This window comes from Streptomyces sp. NPDC059989 (genome assembly GCF_042736975.1).
Classification (GTDB): domain Bacteria; phylum Actinomycetota; class Actinomycetes; order Streptomycetales; family Streptomycetaceae; genus Streptomyces.
This window is the reverse complement of record NZ_JBHWUO010000030.1, coordinates 39,322-57,476: the sequence shown is the minus strand read 5'-3', so window position 1 is coordinate 57,476 and position 18,155 is coordinate 39,322. Positions and strand designations below refer to the sequence as shown.

General features: G+C 70.8%; 16 protein-coding genes. 8 read left to right on the top strand and 8 right to left on the bottom strand.

Features of this window, described 5'->3' with window-relative positions; genetic code table 11:
- Positions 1 to 2 precede the first annotated feature (2 nt).
- From hisB to hisD, 3 genes are read right to left on the bottom strand one after another with little or no spacing between them, the layout of a single operon-like run.
- Positions 3 to 596: an imidazoleglycerol-phosphate dehydratase HisB gene (gene hisB / locus ACFWBN_RS25335; protein ID WP_030155936.1), complete on the bottom strand. Its 594-nt coding sequence runs from the start codon at positions 594 to 596 to the stop codon at positions 3 to 5.
- Entirely contained in the window at positions 593 to 1,705 is a 1,113-nt protein-coding gene (locus tag ACFWBN_RS25330) for a histidinol-phosphate transaminase (protein WP_385179287.1), read from the bottom strand. The genes hisB and ACFWBN_RS25330 overlap by 4 nt, the downstream gene beginning before the upstream one ends.
- Complete coding sequence (hisD, locus tag ACFWBN_RS25325) at positions 1,702 to 3,024, bottom strand: histidinol dehydrogenase (RefSeq protein ID WP_385179285.1); 1,323 nt, start codon at positions 3,022 to 3,024, stop codon at positions 1,702 to 1,704. The genes ACFWBN_RS25330 and hisD overlap by 4 nt, the downstream gene beginning before the upstream one ends.
- A 138-nt stretch (positions 3,025 to 3,162) precedes the next feature.
- On the opposite strand from hisD, the gene ACFWBN_RS25320 reads away from it, so the two are divergent.
- From ACFWBN_RS25320 to ACFWBN_RS25290, 7 genes are all read left to right on the top strand, one after another.
- The gene (locus ACFWBN_RS25320) at positions 3,163 to 4,761 is read left to right on the top strand and encodes an oxidoreductase (protein ID WP_385179283.1); all 1,599 of its coding nucleotides are present in this window, start codon (positions 3,163 to 3,165) and stop codon (positions 4,759 to 4,761) included.
- A 34-nt stretch (positions 4,762 to 4,795) separates the two neighbouring features.
- The gene (locus tag ACFWBN_RS25315; protein ID WP_385179281.1) at positions 4,796 to 5,533 is read left to right on the top strand and encodes an LON peptidase substrate-binding domain-containing protein; all 738 of its coding nucleotides are present in this window, start codon (positions 4,796 to 4,798) and stop codon (positions 5,531 to 5,533) included.
- Complete coding sequence (gene ybaK, locus ACFWBN_RS25310) at positions 5,533 to 6,027, top strand: Cys-tRNA(Pro) deacylase (protein ID WP_385179280.1); 495 nt, start codon at positions 5,533 to 5,535, stop codon at positions 6,025 to 6,027. The genes ACFWBN_RS25315 and ybaK overlap by 1 nt, the downstream gene beginning before the upstream one ends.
- Before the next feature lie 384 nt (positions 6,028 to 6,411).
- Positions 6,412 to 7,416 carry an isopenicillin N synthase family dioxygenase gene (locus ACFWBN_RS25305; RefSeq protein ID WP_385179279.1) on the top strand — a complete coding sequence of 335 codons (1,005 nt, stop codon included), beginning with the start codon at positions 6,412 to 6,414 and terminating at the stop codon, positions 7,414 to 7,416.
- Between the two features lie 17 nt (positions 7,417 to 7,433).
- Positions 7,434 to 8,174, top strand: coding sequence for an SDR family NAD(P)-dependent oxidoreductase (locus tag ACFWBN_RS25300; RefSeq protein ID WP_385179277.1), 741 nt, complete (start codon positions 7,434 to 7,436; stop codon positions 8,172 to 8,174).
- Positions 8,171 to 9,193 carry a TauD/TfdA family dioxygenase gene (locus ACFWBN_RS25295; protein ID WP_385179275.1) on the top strand — a complete coding sequence of 341 codons (1,023 nt, stop codon included), beginning with the start codon at positions 8,171 to 8,173 and terminating at the stop codon, positions 9,191 to 9,193. The genes ACFWBN_RS25300 and ACFWBN_RS25295 overlap by 4 nt, the downstream gene beginning before the upstream one ends.
- Positions 9,171 to 10,154, top strand: a complete 984-nt coding sequence (locus tag ACFWBN_RS25290; protein WP_385179273.1) for a DMT family transporter — start codon at positions 9,171 to 9,173, stop codon at positions 10,152 to 10,154. Before ACFWBN_RS25295 ends, ACFWBN_RS25290 begins: the two co-directional genes overlap by 23 nt.
- Here the strand turns inward: ACFWBN_RS25290 and ACFWBN_RS25285 are convergent.
- Genes ACFWBN_RS25285 through ACFWBN_RS25270 form a run of 4 tightly spaced genes read right to left on the bottom strand, consistent with a single transcriptional unit; the run spans position 10,138 to position 14,114 of the window.
- Positions 10,138 to 10,827 carry a hypothetical protein gene (locus ACFWBN_RS25285; RefSeq protein WP_385179271.1) on the bottom strand — a complete coding sequence of 230 codons (690 nt, stop codon included), beginning with the start codon at positions 10,825 to 10,827 and terminating at the stop codon, positions 10,138 to 10,140. The two genes, ACFWBN_RS25290 and ACFWBN_RS25285, sit on opposite strands and share 17 nt — an antisense overlap.
- Positions 10,828 to 10,861: 34 nt before the next feature.
- On the bottom strand, positions 10,862 to 11,722 hold the full coding sequence (locus ACFWBN_RS25280) for an ABC transporter permease (protein ID WP_385179269.1): 861 nt from the start codon (positions 11,720 to 11,722) through the stop codon (positions 10,862 to 10,864).
- Positions 11,719 to 12,756: an ABC transporter ATP-binding protein gene (locus ACFWBN_RS25275; RefSeq protein ID WP_385179268.1), complete on the bottom strand. Its 1,038-nt coding sequence runs from the start codon at positions 12,754 to 12,756 to the stop codon at positions 11,719 to 11,721. Before ACFWBN_RS25275 ends, ACFWBN_RS25280 begins: the two co-directional genes overlap by 4 nt.
- A 56-nt stretch (positions 12,757 to 12,812) precedes the next feature.
- Entirely contained in the window at positions 12,813 to 14,114 is a 1,302-nt protein-coding gene (locus tag ACFWBN_RS25270) for an NYN domain-containing protein (protein ID WP_385179266.1), read from the bottom strand.
- 220 nt (positions 14,115 to 14,334) lie between these two features.
- Here ACFWBN_RS25270 and ACFWBN_RS25265 point away from each other — a divergent pair, with 220 nt between their 5' ends.
- Positions 14,335 to 14,499 carry a hypothetical protein gene (locus ACFWBN_RS25265; protein ID WP_385179264.1) on the top strand — a complete coding sequence of 55 codons (165 nt, stop codon included), beginning with the start codon at positions 14,335 to 14,337 and terminating at the stop codon, positions 14,497 to 14,499.
- An 86-nt stretch (positions 14,500 to 14,585) separates the two neighbouring features.
- Here ACFWBN_RS25265 and dnaE read toward each other — a convergent pair whose 3' ends face one another.
- On the bottom strand, positions 14,586 to 18,128 hold the full coding sequence (gene dnaE, locus ACFWBN_RS25260; RefSeq protein ID WP_385179262.1) for a DNA polymerase III subunit alpha: 3,543 nt from the start codon (positions 18,126 to 18,128) through the stop codon (positions 14,586 to 14,588).
- Between the last annotated feature and the right edge of the window lie 27 nt (positions 18,129 to 18,155).

The window sequence follows — 18,155 nt, the reverse complement described above, 5'->3', positions numbered from 1 at the left end:
GGTTAGAGCGCGCCCTTCGTGGAGGGAAGGATTCCGGCCGCGCGCGGGTCGAACTCCGCGGCGTACCGCAGGGCGCGGGCGAGGGCCTTGAACTGGCACTCCACGATGTGGTGGGCGTTGCGGCCGTACGGGACGTGGATGTGCAGCGCGATCTGGGCCTGCGCGACGAAGGACTCGAAGATGTGCCGGGTCATCGTGGTGTCGTACTCGCCGATCATCGGCGCCATGTTCTCGGGCTCGGTGTGCACGAGGTACGGGCGGCCGGACAGGTCGACGGTCACCTGGGCGAGGGACTCGTCGAGCGGCACGGTGCAGTTGCCGAAGCGGTAGATGCCGACCTTGTCGCCGAGGGCCTGCTTGAAGGCGGCGCCGAGCGCGAGGGCGGTGTCCTCGATGGTGTGGTGGCTGTCGATGTGCAGGTCGCCGTCCGTCTTGACCGTGAGGTCGAAGAGGCCGTGGCGGCCGAGCTGGTCGAGCATGTGGTCGTAGAAGCCCACGCCCGTCGAGACGTCGACCTTGCCGGTGCCGTCGAGGTTTATCTCGACGAGGACCGAGGTCTCCTTCGTGGTCCGTTCGACCCGTCCGATGCGGCTCATGCGTGCTGCTCCTTCTTCAGTGCGCGAACCGCTTCCAGGAACGCGTCGTTCTCTGCCGGGGTGCCGGCGGTGACGCGCAGCCACCCCGGTACGCCGTTGTCCCGGACCAGGACGCCCTGGTCGAGGATCTTCTGCCAGGCGGTGTGGGAGTCCTCGAACTTCCCGAACTGGATGAAGTTCGCGTCGGACTCGGTGACCTCGTAGCCGATGGCCCGCAGCTCGATGACGAGGCGGTCCCGTTCGGCCTTGAGCTGCTCGACGTAGCCGAGCAGGGTGTCGGTGTGCTCCAGGGCGGCCAGCGCGGTCGCCTGGGTGACGGCCGACAGGTGGTACGGCAGGCGCACCAGCTGGACGGCGTCGACCACGGCGGGGTGCGCGGCCAGGTAGCCCAGGCGCAGACCGGCGGCGCCGAAGGCCTTGGACATGGTCCGGGAGACCACCAGGTTCGGGCGGCCCTCGATGAGGGGCAGCAGGGAGTCCCGGTGGCTGAACTCCACGTACGCCTCGTCCACGATGACCAGGGACGGCTTGGCCGCCTGCGCGGCCTCGTAGAGGGCGAGGACGGTCTCCGCCTCGACCGCGGTGCCCGTGGGGTTGTTGGGCGAGGTGATGAAGACGACGTCGGGGGCGTTCTCGGCGATGGCCTGCTCGGCCGCCGCCACGTCGATGGTGAAGTCCTCCCGGCGCGGGCCGGAGATCCAGCCCGTCCCGGTGCCGCGGGAGATCAGCGCGTGCATCGAGTACGAGGGCTCGAAGCCGATCGCGGTGCGGCCCGGCCCGCCGAAGGTCTGCAGCAGCTGCTGGATGACCTCGTTGGAGCCGTTGGCGGCCCACACGTTCTCCCGCGCGACCGGGTGCTTGCCGGTACGGGTGAGGTAGGCGGCGAGCTCGGTGCGCAGCTCGACCGCGTCCCGGTCGGGGTAGCGGTTGAGGGTGCGGGCGGCCTCGGCCACGCGCTCGGCGATCCGCGCCACGAGCTCCGGGGGGAGCTCGTACGGGTTCTCGTTGGTGTTCAGCTGGACGGGCACGTCGAGCTGGGGGGCGCCGTACGGGGTCTTCCCGCGCAGTTCGTCCCGGATGGGCAGGTCGTCGATGCCGATGCTGGTCATACGGTCGGCACCTTCCAGCCGAAGCGTGCCTTCAGGGCGGCGCCGTGCGCGGGCAGGTCCTCGGCCTCGGCCAGCGTCACCACGTGGTGGGTGACCTCGGCGAGGGCGTCGCGCGTGTAGTCGACGATGTGGATGCCGCGCAGGAAGGACTGCACGGACAGGCCGGAGGAGTGGCAGGCGCAGCCTCCGGTGGGCAGCACGTGGTTCGACCCGGCGCAGTAGTCGCCGAGCGAGACCGGGGCCCAGGGGCCGACGAAGATCGCGCCGGCGTTGCGCACGCGGGCGGCCCAGGCGGCGGCGTCGGCGGTCTGGATCTCCAGGTGCTCGGCGCCGTACGCGTCGACGACCTTGAGGCCGTCCTCCAGGCTGTCGACCAGCACGATCGCGGACTGCTTGCCCGCGAGCGCCGGCTTGATCCGGTCCTCGACGTGCTTGGTGGCGGCGACCTGCGGCTCCAGCTCCTTCTCCACGGCGTCCGCGAGCTCCGCGGAGTCCGTGACGAGGACGGCGGCGGCGAGCGGGTCGTGCTCGGCCTGGCTGATCAGGTCGGCGGCGACGTGCACCGGGTCGGCCGTGGAGTCGGCGAGGACCGCGATCTCGGTCGGGCCGGCCTCGGTGTCGATGCCGATCTTCCCGGTGAAGTAGCGCTTGGCGGCGGCGACCCAGACGTTGCCGGGGCCGGTCACCATGTTGGTGGGCAGGCAGTCTTCCGTCCCGTACGCGAACATCGCGACGGCCTGGGCGCCGCCGGCCGCGTACACCTCGTCGACGCCGAGCAGCGCGCAGGCGGCGAGGATCGTCGGGTGCGGCAGGCCGCCGAACTCCTTCTGCGGCGGGGACGCGAGCGCGATCGACTCGACGCCCGCCTCCTGCGCCGGTACGACGTTCATGACGACGGAGGAGGGGTACACCGAGCGGCCGCCCGGGGCGTACAGCCCCACGCGCTCCACCGGAACCCACTTCTCGGTCACCGTGCCGCCGGGGACCACCTGGGTGGTGTGCTCGGTGCGGCGCTGGTTGCGGTGCACGATCCGGGCGCGCCGGATCGACTCCTCGAGGGCGGCGCGGACGGCCGGGTCCAGCTGCTCCAGGGCGGCCTTGATGGCCTCCGCGGGCACCCGGACCTGCGAGAGCTCGACCCCGTCGAACTTCTGCGCGTACTCGATCAGCGCCGCCGTGCCACGATGATGGACGTCCTCGCAGATGGGCCGCACCTTCTCCAGGGCAGCTTCTACGTCGAACTCGGCACGGGGCAGCAGATCGCGCAGGGCGCCGCCCTCGGGGAGGGCGTCACCGCGCAGGTCGATACGAGAGATCACCTCCCAATTCTCTCAGACCGCCCAGCGCCACCGTTCGCCTGTATCACTGGCTGATACACGCCCCGGGTGTCACAGCCCCCCGTTAGCTTTGATCACAGACGTTTTCGAATGCGTACGTGACAGCGGAGGGGGGCCGCCATGACCGAGGCACGCGCCGGTGAGGAACCGGCGGACCTCACCGCTGCCGAGCACCGCATGTGGGAGGCGTACCGCACGGGCAGCATCTGCGACCTCAGCGTCCGTGCCGCCGACCGGGACGATCCGCACGGCGACCACGTCTGGGGTCCCGAGCGCAGTGTCCGGGCGGGTGTGGTGGCGCTGCTGCTGCTCCACGGGCCGCCCCCGGTGCCGGGCCGGGTGGCCTCGCTCAAGCTGCGCGGCGTACGGATCACCGGGCGGCTGGACCTGTCCGGCGGCTCGGTGAGCCCGTACGTGGAGCTCCAGTCCTGCCGCTTCGACACCGAGGTGCAGCTCTCCGAGACCCGTTTCGGCACGCTGCGCCTGATCAACTGCGTGATACCCCGGCTTGAGGCGGCCCGCCTGCACACCGAGGGCGATCTGCACATGCCGCGCTGCCGGGTGGCCCGGGGCATCCGGCTGACCGACGCGCAGATCGGCACCGACCTGCTGATCAGCCAGGCCGTCGTGCAGAAGGACGCCAAGGGGCGGGCGATCGCCGCCGACGGGATGTCGGTGGCCCAGGACTTCCAGGGCGAGCTGCTGGAGACGTACGGGGAGGTGAGCCTGCGCGGCGCGAAGGTCGGCGTGTCGATGAACCTGCGCGGGGCCCGCCTGCGCAATCCGTACGGGCGGCACGCGCTGAACGCCCCGCAGCTGACGGTGGAGCGGACCCTGTACCTGACCTCGATCGCCATGGACTACGGCCCGGGCGGCTCGGGCTCCTCCACTCCCCCGTACGGCCTGGGCCAGACCCCGACCCGCGGGCAGCGGGCGCAGCGCTTCGAGTGCCGGGGCGGGCTGCGGCTGGACGACGGCCGCTTCGGCGACGCCATCGACTTCTACGGGGCGCGCTTCGTGCTCACCGACGAGCAGGAGATCTCCCTGCGCCGGATCCAGACCCCCGAGTTCCGCTTCGTGGGCGAGCGGCCGGAGCGGGGGCGGGTCGTGGTGTCCGGGGCCAAGGTGGTCAAGCTCGTGGACACCTCCACCAGCTGGCCGGGCCCGGGCGGGGTGTCGATCGAGGGCTTCGTCTACGAGAACCTCGCGCCCCGCGGCCATTTCCCGCTGGAACGGCGGCTGGCCTGGGTCGAGGCGGCGACCGTGGAGTACTCCCCGGAGCCGTACGAGCGCCTCGCCGCCGTGCTGCGGGCCAGCGGCGAGGACGCGGACGCCCGCGAGGTGCTCCTCGCGAAGCAGCGGCGCCGGCGGGCCACCCTGCCCCTGGCCGCCAAGGCGTGGGGCCACCTCCAGGACTGGACGGTGGTCTACGGCTACCGGCCGGGCCGGGCCGCGCTGTGGATGGTGGTCCTGTGGGCGGCGGGCGCGCTGCTGTTCTCCCAGCACGAGCCGCCGGCGATCAAGGAGGACGAACATCCGCACTGGAACGCCGCGCTGTACGCCCTGGACCTCCTGCTGCCGGTGATCGACCTCGGCCAGGAGGGGCAGTGGAAGGTGGCGGGCGGCTGGCAGTGGGGTGCGGCGACCCTGGTGATCCTGGGATGGATCCTGGCCACGACGGTGGCGGCGGGCGCGTCGCGGGTGCTGAGGCGGGGGTGACGGGGTCGGCCGCCGGACCACTACCCTGTGCCTCGTGACCACCGTTCGCCTGCCCCTCTTCCCGCTGAACTCGGTGCTGTTCCCGGGACTCGTCCTCCCGCTGAACGTCTTCGAGGAGCGTTATCGCGCCATGATGCGCGAGCTGCTGAAGACGGGCGACGACGAGCCGCGCCGTTTCGCGGTCGTCGCCATCCGCGACGGCCGGGAGGTCGCGCCGACGGCGCCCGGCCTGCCGGACCAGACGGCCCTGCCCGAGCGCGGCCCGGCCGCGGGCTTCGGCCCGGACCCGGTCCAGGCCTTCCACCGGGTGGGCTGCATCGCGGACGCGGCGACGATCCGGGAGCGGGAGGACGGCAGCTTCGAGGTCCTGGCCACCGGCACGTCGCGGGTCCGGCTGCTGTCGGTCGACGCCTCGGGGCCCTTCCTCACGGCGGAGCTGGAGGAGCTCCCGGAGGACGCGGGCGAAGGCGCGGGGGCGCTGGCCGAGGGGGTGCTGCGGGCGTTCCGCACGTACCAGAAGCGGCTGGCCGGGGCGCGTGAGCGGTCGCTGACCGGCGCGGAGCTCCCCGACGAGCCGTCGGTGGTCTCGTACCTGGTGGCAGCGGCGGCGGTGCTGGACATCCCGGCGAAGCAGCGGCTGCTCCAGGCCCCGGACACGGCGACGCGGCTCGCGGAGGAGCTGAAGCTGCTCCGCACGGAGACCGCGGTGATCCGCCACCTCCCGTCGCTGCCGGCGGTGGACCTGACCCGAGCCCCGACGAGCCCGAACTGATGGCGAAGAAGGCGAAGCAGGCCGCGGGAACCCCGGCGATCGTCGCCCTCACGGCGGCGGGCGTCCCCTTCTCGACGCACGCGTACGAGCACGACCCGGCGCACCCCTCGTACGGCGAGGAGGCCGCTGCGGCCATGGGCGTCCCGCCCGAGCGGGTCTTCAAGACGCTCGTCGCGGACGTGGACGGGGTCCTGACGGTGGCGGTGGTCCCGGTCTCGGGCTCGCTGGACCTGAAGGCGCTGGCCTCGGCGGTCGGCGGCAAGCGGGCGGTGATGGCCGATCCCGCGCTGGCCGAGCGCACCACGGGCTACGTCCTGGGCGGCATCTCCCCGCTGGGCCAGCGCAAGCGGCTGCGTACGGTGGTCGACGCCTCGGCCTCGGCGCACGCCACGATCTGCTGTTCGGCCGGCCGCCGCGGCCTGGAGATCGAGCTGTCCCCCGCGGACCTGGCCGCTCTCACCGGGGCCGTGCTGGCCCCCATCGCCCGCCGCTAGAGGGGCGCCCGCGGCACCGGTCCGCACACATGAGGCCGGCCCGCCACGGAACGCCCGGCTCCGGTATTTCCCAGCCCTATCCGGGCCAATACCGGACCCTGCACATCCGTATTTCGGGCGGGTTTGTAAGGCGTAACCGAGTGCGCATCCAGCATGTGAGACTGGTCACCCGCCACCGGTGACATTAAAGCCAGGCTGGCTTTTTCCCGCCCTTGCCGGGTCGGCGCAATCACGACCAATCCGGACTCACGCACCATGGCGACCCGCCTTCACTCTCCGTGCCGTGTTACGTAGATGTTTCAACGATCATTGACGTGTCTCCTCGATCCTCCCTAGAGTCCCGCTCGGAATAGATGCTAAAGCGGACCACGGGGGGTTCCACGCATGGCAATTCGCTCATTCCCGACCGTCAGTTATGCCGAGATCCTGGCCGGCACAGTCAGCCCAGAGGAAATTCTGGACACATTGGCGGCCACCGGGTATTTCTACCTCTCCGATCTCGACCAGGCCATTTCTCCGCAGCTCCTCAAATCGCTGCAAGGCGTATCGGAGAAGTTCTTCGACCTGCCGGCCGAATCGAAGATGCAGTACTACATCGGCGACTCCGACAACCACCGCGGCTACGTGCCGGTCACCGAGCAGGGCGCCTACGGCGACGAGAGCATCCGCACCTACGAAGCCTTCGACCTCGGCTACGACTGCGATCCGCTCCCGGCGGCCGACAGCCTCGGCTTCGAGCTCGTGGGACCGAACCGGTACCCCGGCGAAGTGGCGGGGATGACCGAGACCCTGCGGGCGTACTACGGGGCCAACTTCGAGATCTCCCGCCAACTGCTGCGGCTCATCGCCCGAGGCTCCGGGCTGGACCCGGACCACTTCGAACCGCGGATCACCCGGCCTGCCTCGCAGCTGCGCCTGATCCACTACCTGCCCAACGACGTCCTCCTCGGCCGCGACGACACGTCCATGGGCGCGCACACCGACTACGAGCTGTTCACGCTCATCCACCAGACCTCGCCGGGCCTGCTGGCCTACGACCGCGAAACCCGGACCTGGCACAATATGCCGGTTTTCAAGGACACCGTCCTCGTGCTGGTCGGCGACATGCTGCAATTCCTCACGGGCGGACGGCTGAAGTCGCTGCTGCACCGGGTGGTCACGACCGGGGAAGAGCGGTTCAGCTTCCCCTTCTTCATGAATCTCGACTTCGAGACCGAATTGGGCGTCCTGCCGCACTTCGGACACAGCGACGAGAAAGTGGTCGTGGGCCACCACCTGCTCGGACAGCTCTACCGGGACTTTCCGTACATCAAGGAGCGCATCGACTCCGGAAAGTGGCTCGTCGATTTCGACATCCCGGACAGCAACGTCTTCGAGCACCAGAACTGATCAGGAGAAATCCCCTCATGCAAGGTCTGAAAGACAAAACCGTCCTCGTGACGGGCGGTGCGAGCGGTATCGGACGCGCGACCGTCGAAAGGTTCGTCGCGGAGGGTGCCCGGGTGGCCCTCTTCGACCGCAACCTGGATGCAATCGACAAGATTGTGGCCGAGATCCCGCAGATCGCCGCGGCGATCCCCGTGGACGTATCGGACGACGTCGCCGTGGCCGAGGCGTTCCGGACGCTGGACGCGACCTTCCCGCGCCTCGACGTGCTGATCAACAACGCCGGTGTCAGCGTCCGGCACGAGGGCTTCCGGAGCATCACGCCGGCCCAGTGGCGCACCGTGCTCGACACCAACCTGAACGGTGTCTTCTACGTGGCGAGCGAGGCCGTCCGGCGCATGGACGAGGGCGTGATCGTCAACATGTCCTCCATCAACGCCCTGGCCGCCTTCCCGCACTACGCGGACTACAACGCCTCCAAGGCCGGGATCCTGGCGCTGTCCCGCACGATGGCGCTCGAACTCGCCCCCGCGATCCGGGTGCTGGCCCTCGCCCCCGGCGCGGTGCTCACCCCCATGCAGGAGGCGGAGTACACCGAGGAGATGTTCCGCGAGGTCAACGCCAACATCCCGCTGGGGCGGCACGCCGACCCCTCGGAGATCGCCGCCTTCCTCGCCTTCCTGGCATCGGACGATGCCCGTTTCATGACCGGTCAGCACTACATCGTCGACGGCGGCGAGACTGCGAGGGCAGCACTGTGAGCACCACTGCGACCACCACCATGCCCACCGTCGACATCTCCTCCTGGTCGGAGGTCATCCGGCGCTACGCCGCGCACGCCAACCCCTACCGGGAGTTCGAGCGCACCGCGCGGTTCGCCGAGGAGGCCATCGCCGCCCTCGGCCACGAGGACATCCGCGCGGTCCTCGACTTCAAGCGCCGGGGCGGCCCCGGCGGGCGCCTGCTGCTGACCGGCGGCGCGGTGGATCCCGACCTCATGCCCACCACCGAGTCCACGGAGGACATAGAGGACGGGAAGGGCACCTACTACAGCGAGTTCACGCTGATCATGCTGGGCAAGCTGCTGGGCGAGCCCTTCAGCTACAGCCAGGAACGCAACGGCGCGATGATCCACAACGTGCGCCCGGCGAAGCGCAACGAGACCAACATCTCCTCGGACAGCTCCGCCATCATCCTGGACCTGCACAACGAGAACATCTACCACCCGGTGCAGCCCGACTACCTGATGCTGAGCGGGCTGCGACGCGATCCGGGCGGCGTCGCCAAGACGCTCGTGATCGGGTCGGACGAGGTCCTGCCGCTGCTGAGCGCCGAGGACGTCGCCACGCTCGGCGAGTTCCGGTTCCGGACGAGCGTGGACTACAACTTCGGCAACAGCGACGCCGCCCGCGGCAACGGACCGCAGATCCGGGTGCTGTTCGGCGACCCCGCCTCGCCGATGATCGCGTACGACGACGAGTACATCGCCGGCACCGACCCGCAGGCCCAGGCCGCCCTGGACCGGCTGCGCGCGATCCTGCACGAGCGGATGTTCGAGGTCGAACTGGGGCCCGGCGAGATCCTCCTGCTGGACAACCTCAAGACCGTGCACGGCCGGACCGCGTTCAAGGCCCGCTACGACGGGACCGACCGCTGGCTGCAGCGGCTGCTCGTGACGCGCGACCTGCGGCGGGCCGAGATGCTGCTGGGCCAGACGGAGCGCACCGTCACATGGAACTACGAACCGGGGAAGTTCTATGGCTACGTCGAATACCGTTGAGCGGGTTGCCGGCGGCGAGCAGGCGCGGGACCGCGTCGCGCTGCTGGCGATCTTCTCGATCCCGGTGATCTGGGGCATCGGATTCCCGCTGACCCACAACGCCGTGGCCGAGGTCGACCCCGGGCTGTACGCGTTCGCCCGCTCGCTGGTGGCCCTGGTGGCGCTGCTTCCGCTCGCCCTGCCGGGCGCCCTGCGGGCCAATCGCCGGACCCTGCTCGGCGGGATCGTGCTGGGCCTGTTCAGCGCGCTCAACATCATCAGCCAGAGCTACGCGCTGCACTACCTGTCCTCGGCGAGCACGGCGTTCTGCGTCACCATGAGCATCGCCTTCATCCCCTTCGTGATGGCCGCGATGGGGCAGGGGTGGCCGTCGAAGATGGATCTCGCCTCGGTGGGCGTCGGCATCGTGGGCGCGCTGATCGTCCTCGGTCCGCAGCTCGACGGGATATCCGTCGGCTACCTGTGGGGCGGGCTGGCGGCCTTCGCCATCGCGACGACCATCTCGGTCATCGGGAAGCTGACCTCGGGGCCGCCCGCGTCCGGGGGGCCCGGGGCGTCCGGGGAGGTGGACCGGCTCACCCTGGGCTTCTTCCAGGTCCTCTTCGGGACGCTCGCGCTGCTGTACTTCCCGTTCCAGCGCGACCTCGAACCGCTCACCCACACCAAGGTCTGGATCGCGGTCGTGTTCATGGGGGTCATGTCGACCGCCCTGGCGATCTACCTCCAGACCCGCTTCCAGCGGCGCGTCGGCAGTGCCCGCACCTCGGTGATCTTCAACCTCGACCTGGTGTTCGCGAGCCTGTTCGGGCTGGTCAACCGTGAGGCGCTGGCCCTGTCGCAGATCCTCGGCGGCGCGGTGATCTTCCTCGCCTCGATGCTCGAAAGCACCCGGGACGCGGTGGCCAAGCTCGCCCGGCGGACGCGGGGCGCGAAGGAGTCCCCGGTCAGGGACGCTCCGTAACGGACGGGTCGGAGGCGCCGGAGGGCCCGCCCGGGTCCTTCGGCCCCTCCGACGGGCCGGGCGGTGGGGTGGCGTGGACGTACGGCGGCGGGTAGGTGCCGCCGAGCCACTCGGGGGCGGGGTCCCTGGGGGTCCACAGGGCGGTCAGGGCCAGATGTGCCAGAACCGCGGCCATCGGCCAGGCCAGCAGGGCCCCGTGGGCCAGCAGCTGGAGCGGCGCGTCGAAGGGGACCCCCTTGCCCGCCTTCAGCGCGGCCGCCGCCAGGTCCGAGGACGGACCGAGCCACAGCCCGAACCGCCACCCCACGAGCGCGGCGAAACCGGATCCGACCGCCAGCCCGATGACCAGCGGCACGCCGCCGCGCCGGCGCCACAGGAACGTGCCGACCGCGCTCAGCAGCCCCATCCCCGCCGCCAGCAGGAAGAAGGTTCCGTCGGACCCGATCCGGGCCTCGCTCTCGCTGCTGCGCAGGAACACCGCCTCCCCGTTGGAGACGTACTGCACGCGCGGCGCCAGCCACACCCACAGCGCCCCGAGGAGCAGCCCGGCCACCCCCACGGCCAGGGCGACGGCGGCCCCGTCACGGATGTCCGCCGGGGTGATCTTCTCCGGCGGAGGGCCGGAAGGGGCGAAGGGGGACGGCGGGATCGGCGGGGTCACGGCTTCGGTCACCCCCACATCGTGCCAGGTGCGCCTGACACCGGCGTCAGCGGACCGCCGCGCGCCGGTACGCCCAGGTGGCGACGGCCAGCGAGAGGACCCCCACCGCCCCGCACACCCCGAGGTCGAACGCCACGGCCGCCCAATCCGGATCCGGCTCGAAGGTCCGCGCGAAGGCCTCGACCCCGTAGGTCGACGGCAGCAGGTCCCGCGCCCACACGATCACCTCCGGCATCCGCTCGGGCGGCAGCACCCCCAGCAGCAGCGCCGCCGACATGCCGAGCTGCCCGGCCAGCGTGGCCAGCTCCTGCCGCGGCGCCAGCAGCCCCAGCGCCGCGCCGAGCCCGGCCAGTGCGGCCCCGGCCAGCGGCACCACCGCGGCCAGGATCCACAGCCCGCCCATCGGCAGCCCGAAGAGCACGCACCCGAAGACGGCGGTGACCAGCGTCCCCGGCAGCGTGAAGGAGGCGTACGCGGCGGCCGCGCCGAGCACCACCGACGCGGGCGGCACCGGCAGGGTGGCGTAGTGGTCGAGCCCGCCGCCCGCCCGCAGCTGCCCGAAGTACTGCGCGAGCAGGTTCAGCGCGACGAAGGCGACGACGAGGACGGAGGAGCCGGCCACGACGGCCCGGGCCTCGGAGCCCCCGTCCACCACCCCCCGCATCAGGATCATGATCCCGACGGACTGGAAGGTGGCCACGAACAGCAGCGGGATCCGCGCCACCCTGGCCCGGGACAGCTGCGCCCGGTAGACGGCGGCGAGCGCGGGGAAGAGCCGGGCCTTGGGTGCCAGCGGCGCGGGGGCGAGCGGCCCGGCGGCGCCGGTGCCCGTCTCCACGCCGGTGCCCGTTCCGGCGCCCCGGACCGGGCCCGCGCCCGTGTCCGTGCCCGTCAGGAGGTCGCTCACGACTTCACCAGCCCGTTCGTCTTGCCGCCGAGCGCGAGGTACACGTCCTCCAGGCTCGGCGTGGCCAGTGTGAAGTCGTCGAGGGCGGCGAAGGCCGGCCCGCCGGTCACCGCGGCGACCGCCGCCCGCGCCTCGTCCGGCCCCATCCGCAGCACCCAGCGGCGCCCGGACCGGGCGGCGCTCGCGCGCAGCGCGTCGACCTCAGGCACACCCGTCGGGGCGGCCTCGCGCCAGACGAGTTCCAGCCGGACCTCGCCCGAGACCCTGGCCTTCAGCCCGGCCGGGGTGTCGCAGGCGATGACCTTGCCCTGGTCGATGACGGCGACCCGGTCGAGGACGGTCTCGGCCTCGATGACGTTGTGCGTGACGAGCAGGACGGTGGCTCCGTGCTGTGCGCGGCGCCGGTCCACGGCGGACCACACCGCCCGCCGGGCCACGGGGTCCATGCCGGTGGTGGGCTCGTCGAGGACCAGGAAGGGCCGCTCCCCCACCAGCGCGGTGGCGAAGCAGGCCAGCCGCCGCTGCCCGCCGGAAAGTTTCTTCAGGGGCCGCCCGGCGAGCGCGGTGAGCCCGAGCTCCTCCAGTACGGCGTCACGGGCGGCGCGTGCCTCCCGTACGCCGAGCCCGCGCAGCCGCCCGGTGGTCTCGGCGGCCAGCGCCACCGTGAGCTCGTCCAGCGCGGTGGACTCCTGCCCCAGGTAGGCGAGCAGGCGCGCAGCGCGTTCGGGGTGGCGTACGAGGTCGTGGCCGAGCAGGGTCACGGAGCCCGCGTCGGGCCGCATCAGCCCGGTGAGCTGGCGGACCAGGGTGGACTTGCCGGCGCCGTTGGGGCCGAGCAGGCCGAAGATCTCGCCGCGCCGGACGTCCAGGCGGATCCCGTCGTTGGCGCGGGTCTCGGGCAGGGCCGGAGCCCCGCGCCGGCCCCGTACGGCGGGGTAGGTCTTGACCAGGTCACGCACCACGCAGACCACGTCGGAAGCCGCTCCCGCGGCCGCCGCCGTACCGCTCTGCGCCTGTGCTGTGCCCGTACTCACGAGGGAGCAGCCTACGCGGCTTCTCCCCCAGCTACCGCCGGGAGGTACCCCCGCCCCTACTCGGCCGCCGGGGTCGCCGGGACCGCGGGCGCCAGGGGCACCGCTCCGGGCGCCGCGGCCGGTACGGCGGCCACGTGCTCGGCGGCGGCCCGGACGTCGATCTCCCGCCAGAATCCGGCCCGGATGGCGTAGCGGTCGTGCTCGTCGATCTGGTCGTCCTTGTGCGCGAGCAGCCCGAAGCGGGCGGCGTAGCGCAGCAGCTCGCCGTCGATGCGGTGCGGGATGCGCGGGTACATCGTGGCCAGCTTCTGCAGGTGCACGGTCTCGGGGAGCCGCTCCATCCAGCGCCGGGCGAACACCTGTCCCACCTCGAACGGGTCCCCGCCGACGGTGGTGATGTCCTCCTCGCGGTCGGCCCAGCGCTGCTCGGCGCTGGTGAGCTGGGCGAGGGTGGGCAGCGAGGCGGTCTCGGCGGGTTCGCCGAGCGGTCCGGCCCGGTCGATCCAGCCCTTGTCGGAGGACCAGCGCAGGGCGCTGCCGGCCGGGGGCTGGCCGCCGTTCTGCCCGGCGGGCGGTCCGGCCTGCTGGCCGGGGGCCCGCAGGGCGCCGGCGAGGTCCTTGGGCGTGGGGACGCTGCGGCCGCCGCCGGTGGCGGGGGCGGGTACGGGGACGCCGTCCCCCTCTTCCTCCCCGGCGGCGGACGCGCCGTTGCGGGCGGCTTCGGCGAGCGCGGCCTCGGGCAGCGGGGCGGAGAGGATCGCGGCGATGTCCGGGCGTGGCGCGGGCGGCGGGGAGCACAGGCCGGTGAGGTCCTTGGCGCGCACGGCCCGGGTGATCCAGGCCCGGTCGAGGACGCGGCGCTCGTCGGCTTCGGCGACGAGGTCCTCGGACTGGTTGTAGTCCCCGTCGGCGGCCTGGACGGCCCACAGGTGGACGGCGACCCCGTGTTCCTTGGCGGACATCAGGCCGGGCAGCAGGTCGCCGTCGCCGGTCACGAGGACCACGTCGGAGCAGGCGCGGTTGCGGGCCAGCTCGGTGAGTTCCGCGTGCATGGCGGCGTCGACGCCCTTCTGCGCCCAGCGGCCGTCGCTCCGGGTCAGGGCGCCGAGGCGGACGGTGACGCGGGGCATGACGCGCAGCCGCCGGTGCTCGGGCTGGGGCACCCGGTCGGGTGCACCGTCGAACCAGTAGATGCGCAGCAGGGGCTGTTCGGTGTCGGCTTCGGCCCGCTCGCGCAGGCCCTGGATGAGGGCGGCGTGATCGACGGTGATGCGGGAGCGGGAGGGCTCCCCCGCGAGGAGGCTCGCGGCGGCGCCCAGCAGGTATCCGGCGTCCACCAGGACGACGCAGCGGTCCACGCGTTTCCACCCTCTTCCCTGGGATTCAATCCTCTGTGATGCGGCGGGTCCCCCGAGTCTGCCCGACCGCAAGGGTGTTGACGGCCGGAACTCGATCATCGGCGTGGCGGATCTTTTGGTTCTACCGGCTACGCGCAGTAATGATCCAAAATGCGCGGTTTCTGGCGCTGTGTGAGTGTGAAGGCGGTCCTGGCCCCTAGACCCTCACGGAGGCTCCACCATGGCCAAGAACAAGCAGCAGAAGCAGCCGAAGCAGCAGGCCCGCCAGTCCGGACAGGACCCGTCGCGGAGCTCGGCGGAAGGCTCGCCCGAACAGCCGCAGCAGGCGCCGAGTCCGATGGACCTGGCCCACAAGAGCAAGACGAAGAAGTTCGGCCACAACTGACGCCACCGCGTCGCGTGACGGACGAGTGACGGAAGGGCCTGCCCGGCGGTGCCGGGCAGGCCCTTCCGTACGTATCCCTACCGGCGCTATCCGGCCAGGCAGGACGGGCCGAGCAGCACCTTGAGGTCGCCGAAGAGGGCCGGGTCGGGCTGGACCCGGTGCTTGTCGAGGCGCAGCACGGTGGTGGTCCGCGGCCCCTGGAGCTTGATCCGCACCTCGGTGTTGCCCTTGTGGTGGCGCAGGATCTCGCCCAACCGGGTGACCATCGGCGGGGTCACCTTGACGGTCGGGATGGTGAGGACCACGGGAGCGTTCGTCCCGGCCGAGGAGAGGTCGGGGACCATCATCTCCATGGCGACCAGGCGGGGCACGTCCTCGCGCTTGTCGAGGCGGCCCTTGACGAAGACGACGGTGTCCTCGACCAGCTGGGTGGAGACGAGCTGGTAGGTCGCCGGGAAGAACATGCACTCGATGGAGCCGGCCAGGTCCTCGACGGTGGCGATGGCCCAGGCGTTGCCCTGCTTGGTCATCTTGCGCTGGAGGCCCGAGATGATGCCGCCGATGGTGACGACGGCGCCGTCGGAGTGCTCGCCGCCGGTGAGCTGGGAGATGCCGGCGTCGGTCTTGTCGGAGAGGACGTGCTCCAGGCCGAAGAGCGGGTGGTCGGAGACGTAGAGGCCGAGCATCTCGCGCTCCTGGGCGAGCAGGTAGGACTTCTCCCACTCGACGTCGGAGAACTCCACGTCGAGCCCGAAGCCGGGCTCGTCGCTCGCGCCCTCGTCGCCCATGCCGCCGAAGAGGTCGAACTGCCCCTCGGCCTCCTTGCGCTTCACGGCGACCACGTTGTCGATCATCGGCTCGTGGTGGGCGACCAGGCCCTTGCGGGTGTGGCCCATCTCGTCGAAGGCGCCGGCCTTGATCAGCGACTCGACGGTCCGCTTGTTGCAGACGACGGCCTCGACCTTGTCCAGGAAGTCGGGGAAGGAGGAGTACTTCCCCTTGGCCTTCCTGGTCTTGATGATCGACTCGACGACGTTCTGGCCGACGTTGCGCACCGCGGTGAGACCGAAGAGGATCACGTCGTCGCCCTGGGCGGCGAAGTTCGGCTCGGACTCGTTCACGTTCGGCGGCAGGACCTTGATGCCCATGCGCCGGCACTCGTTCAGGTAGATCGCGGACTTGTCCTTGTCGTCCTTGACCGAGGTGAGCAGACCCGCCATGTACTCGGCCGGGAAGTTGGCCTTGAGGTAGGCGGTCCAGTAGGAGACCAGGCCGTACGCGGCCGAGTGCGCCTTGTTGAAGGCGTAGCCGGCGAAGGGGACCAGGACGTCCCACAGGGCCTGGATGGCCTTGTCGTTGTAGCCGTTCTTCCGGGCACCCTCCTGGAAGATGGTGAAGTTCTTCGCCAGCTCCTCGGGCTTCTTCTTGCCCATCACGCGGCGCAGGATGTCGGCCTCGCCGAGCGAGTACCCGGCGATGATCTGGGCGGCCTTCTGGACCTGCTCCTGGTAGACGATCAGGCCGTAGGTGACCGCGAGCACCTCTTCGAGGGGCTTCTCCAGATCCGGGTGGATCGGGGTGATCTCCTGCTGGTTGTTCTTGCGCAGGGCGTAGTTCGTGTGCGAGTTCATGCCCATCGGGCCCGGCCGGTACAGGGCCGAGACGGCGGAGATGTCCTCGAAGTTGTCGGGCTTCATCAGGCGCAGCAGGGAGCGCATGGGCCCGCCGTCGAACTGGAAGACGCCGAGGGTGTCGCCGCGGCCGAGCAGTTCGAAGGTCTTGGGGTCGTCGAGCGGGAGGGCCAGGAGATCGATGTCGATCCCCTTGTTGGCCTTCACCATCTTGACGGCGTCGTCCATGATCGTGAGGTTGCGCAGGCCCAGGAAGTCCATCTTCAGCAGGCCGAGCGACTCGCAGCTCGGGTAGTCCCACTGGGTGATGGTGACGCCGTCGGTGTGCCGCACCCAGACGGGCACGTGGTCGGTGATCGTCTCGCTGGACATGATCACGCCGGCGGCGTGCACGCCCATCTGCCGGACCAGGCCCTCGACGCCGCGGGCGGTGTCGATGACCTTCTTCACGTCGGGCTCGTTCTCGTACATCCCGCGGATCTCGCCGGCCTCGCCGTAGCGGGGGTGCTGCGGGTCGAGGATGCCGGAGAGCGGGATGCCCTTGCCGAGGACGTCGGCGGGCATGGCCTTGGTGAGCCGGTCGCCCATGGCGTACGGGTAGCCCAGGACGCGCGCGGAGTCCTTGATCGCGTTCTTGGCCTTGATGGTGCCGTACGTGCCGATCATGGCGACCTTGTCGGCGCCGTACTTCTCGGTCACGTACCGGATCACTTCGACGCGCCGACGCTCGTCGAAGTCGATGTCGACATCGGGCATGGAGACGCGCTCGGGGTTCAGGAAGCGCTCGAAGATCAGGCCGTGGGTGAGCGGGTCGAGGTCGGTGATGCCCATGGCGTACGCGACGATCGAGCCGGCCGCGGAGCCTCGGCCCGGGCCCACCGCGATGCCCTGGTTCTTGGCCCACATGATGAAGTCGGCGACCACGAGGAAGTAGCCGGGGAAGCCCATCGAGATGATCGTGTCCATCTCGTACTCGGCCTGCTGCATCCGGTCGTCCGGGATGCCTCCGGGGTAGCGGCGGTGCATGCCGCGCATGGTCTCCTCGCGGAACCAGGTGACCTCGGTGTAGCCGTCCGGGATGTCGAACTTCGGCATCAGGTTCCGGAACTTGAACATGCCCTCGGTGTCGATCTGGTCCGCGACCAGCCGGGTGTTGGCGCAACCCTCCTGCCAGGCGTCCGAGGAGTCGATGGCGTACATCTCGTCCGTGGACTTCAGGTAGTAGCCGGTGCCGTCGAAGCGGAAGCGGTCCGGGTCCGAGAGGTTCTTGCCGGTCTGGATGCAGAGCAGGGCGTCGTGGGCGCCGGCCTCGCTCGCGTAGGTGTAGTGCGAGTCGTTCGTCACCAGCGGCGGGATGCCGAGCTTCTTGCCGATCTCCAGCAGCCCGTCGCGGACCCGGCGCTCGATCTCGATGCCGTGGTCCATCAGCTCCAGGAAGTAGCGCCCCTCGCCGAAGATGTCCTTGTAGTCGGACGCCGCCTGCACGGCCTCGTCGAACTGGCCGAGCCGCAGCCTGGTCTGCACCTCGCCGGACGGGCAGCCGGTGGAGGCGATCAGCCCCTCCGACCACTTGGAGATCGTCTCCTTGTCCATGCGCGGCCACTTCGTGAGCCAGCCCTCGGCGTACGCGTCGGAGGACAGCCGGAAGATGTTGTGCAGGCCGGTGGCGTTCGACGCCCAGATCGTCTTGTGGGTGTAACCACCGGAACCGGACACGTCGTCGCGCTTCTGGTGCGGCTGGCCCCACTGGATGCGGCGCTTGTTGCGCCGGGACTCGGGGGCGACGTACGCCTCGATGCCGATGATCGGCGTGATCCCGGCCTTCTGGGCGGTGTGGAAGAAGTCGTAGGCCCCGTGCAGGTTGCCGTGGTCGGACATGGCGATGTGCGTCATGCCCATCTCGTTGCACGCGTTGAACATGTCCTTCAGCCGCGCGGCACCGTCCAGCAGCGAGTACTGGGTGTGGACGTGCAGGTGCGTGAACGGCGGCTTGGTCACGGTGGGAGTCCTCCGGCGGGGAGAGAG

Coding starts and splice junctions, on each gene's coding strand:
- hisB (WP_030155936.1), bottom strand. CDS start 596: ATGAGCCGCATCGGACGGGTCGAACGGACCACGAAGGAGACCTCGGTC.
- ACFWBN_RS25330 (WP_385179287.1), bottom strand. CDS start 1,705: ATGACCAGCATCGGCATCGACGACCTGCCCATCCGGGACGAACTGCGC.
- ACFWBN_RS25320 (WP_385179283.1), top strand. CDS start 3,163: ATGACCGAGGCACGCGCCGGTGAGGAACCGGCGGACCTCACCGCTGCC.
- ybaK (WP_385179280.1), top strand. CDS start 5,533: ATGGCGAAGAAGGCGAAGCAGGCCGCGGGAACCCCGGCGATCGTCGCC.
- ACFWBN_RS25305 (WP_385179279.1), top strand. CDS start 6,412: ATGGCAATTCGCTCATTCCCGACCGTCAGTTATGCCGAGATCCTGGCC.
- ACFWBN_RS25300 (WP_385179277.1), top strand. CDS start 7,434: ATGCAAGGTCTGAAAGACAAAACCGTCCTCGTGACGGGCGGTGCGAGC.
- ACFWBN_RS25290 (WP_385179273.1), top strand. CDS start 9,171: ATGGCTACGTCGAATACCGTTGAGCGGGTTGCCGGCGGCGAGCAGGCG.
- ACFWBN_RS25265 (WP_385179264.1), top strand. CDS start 14,335: ATGGCCAAGAACAAGCAGCAGAAGCAGCCGAAGCAGCAGGCCCGCCAG.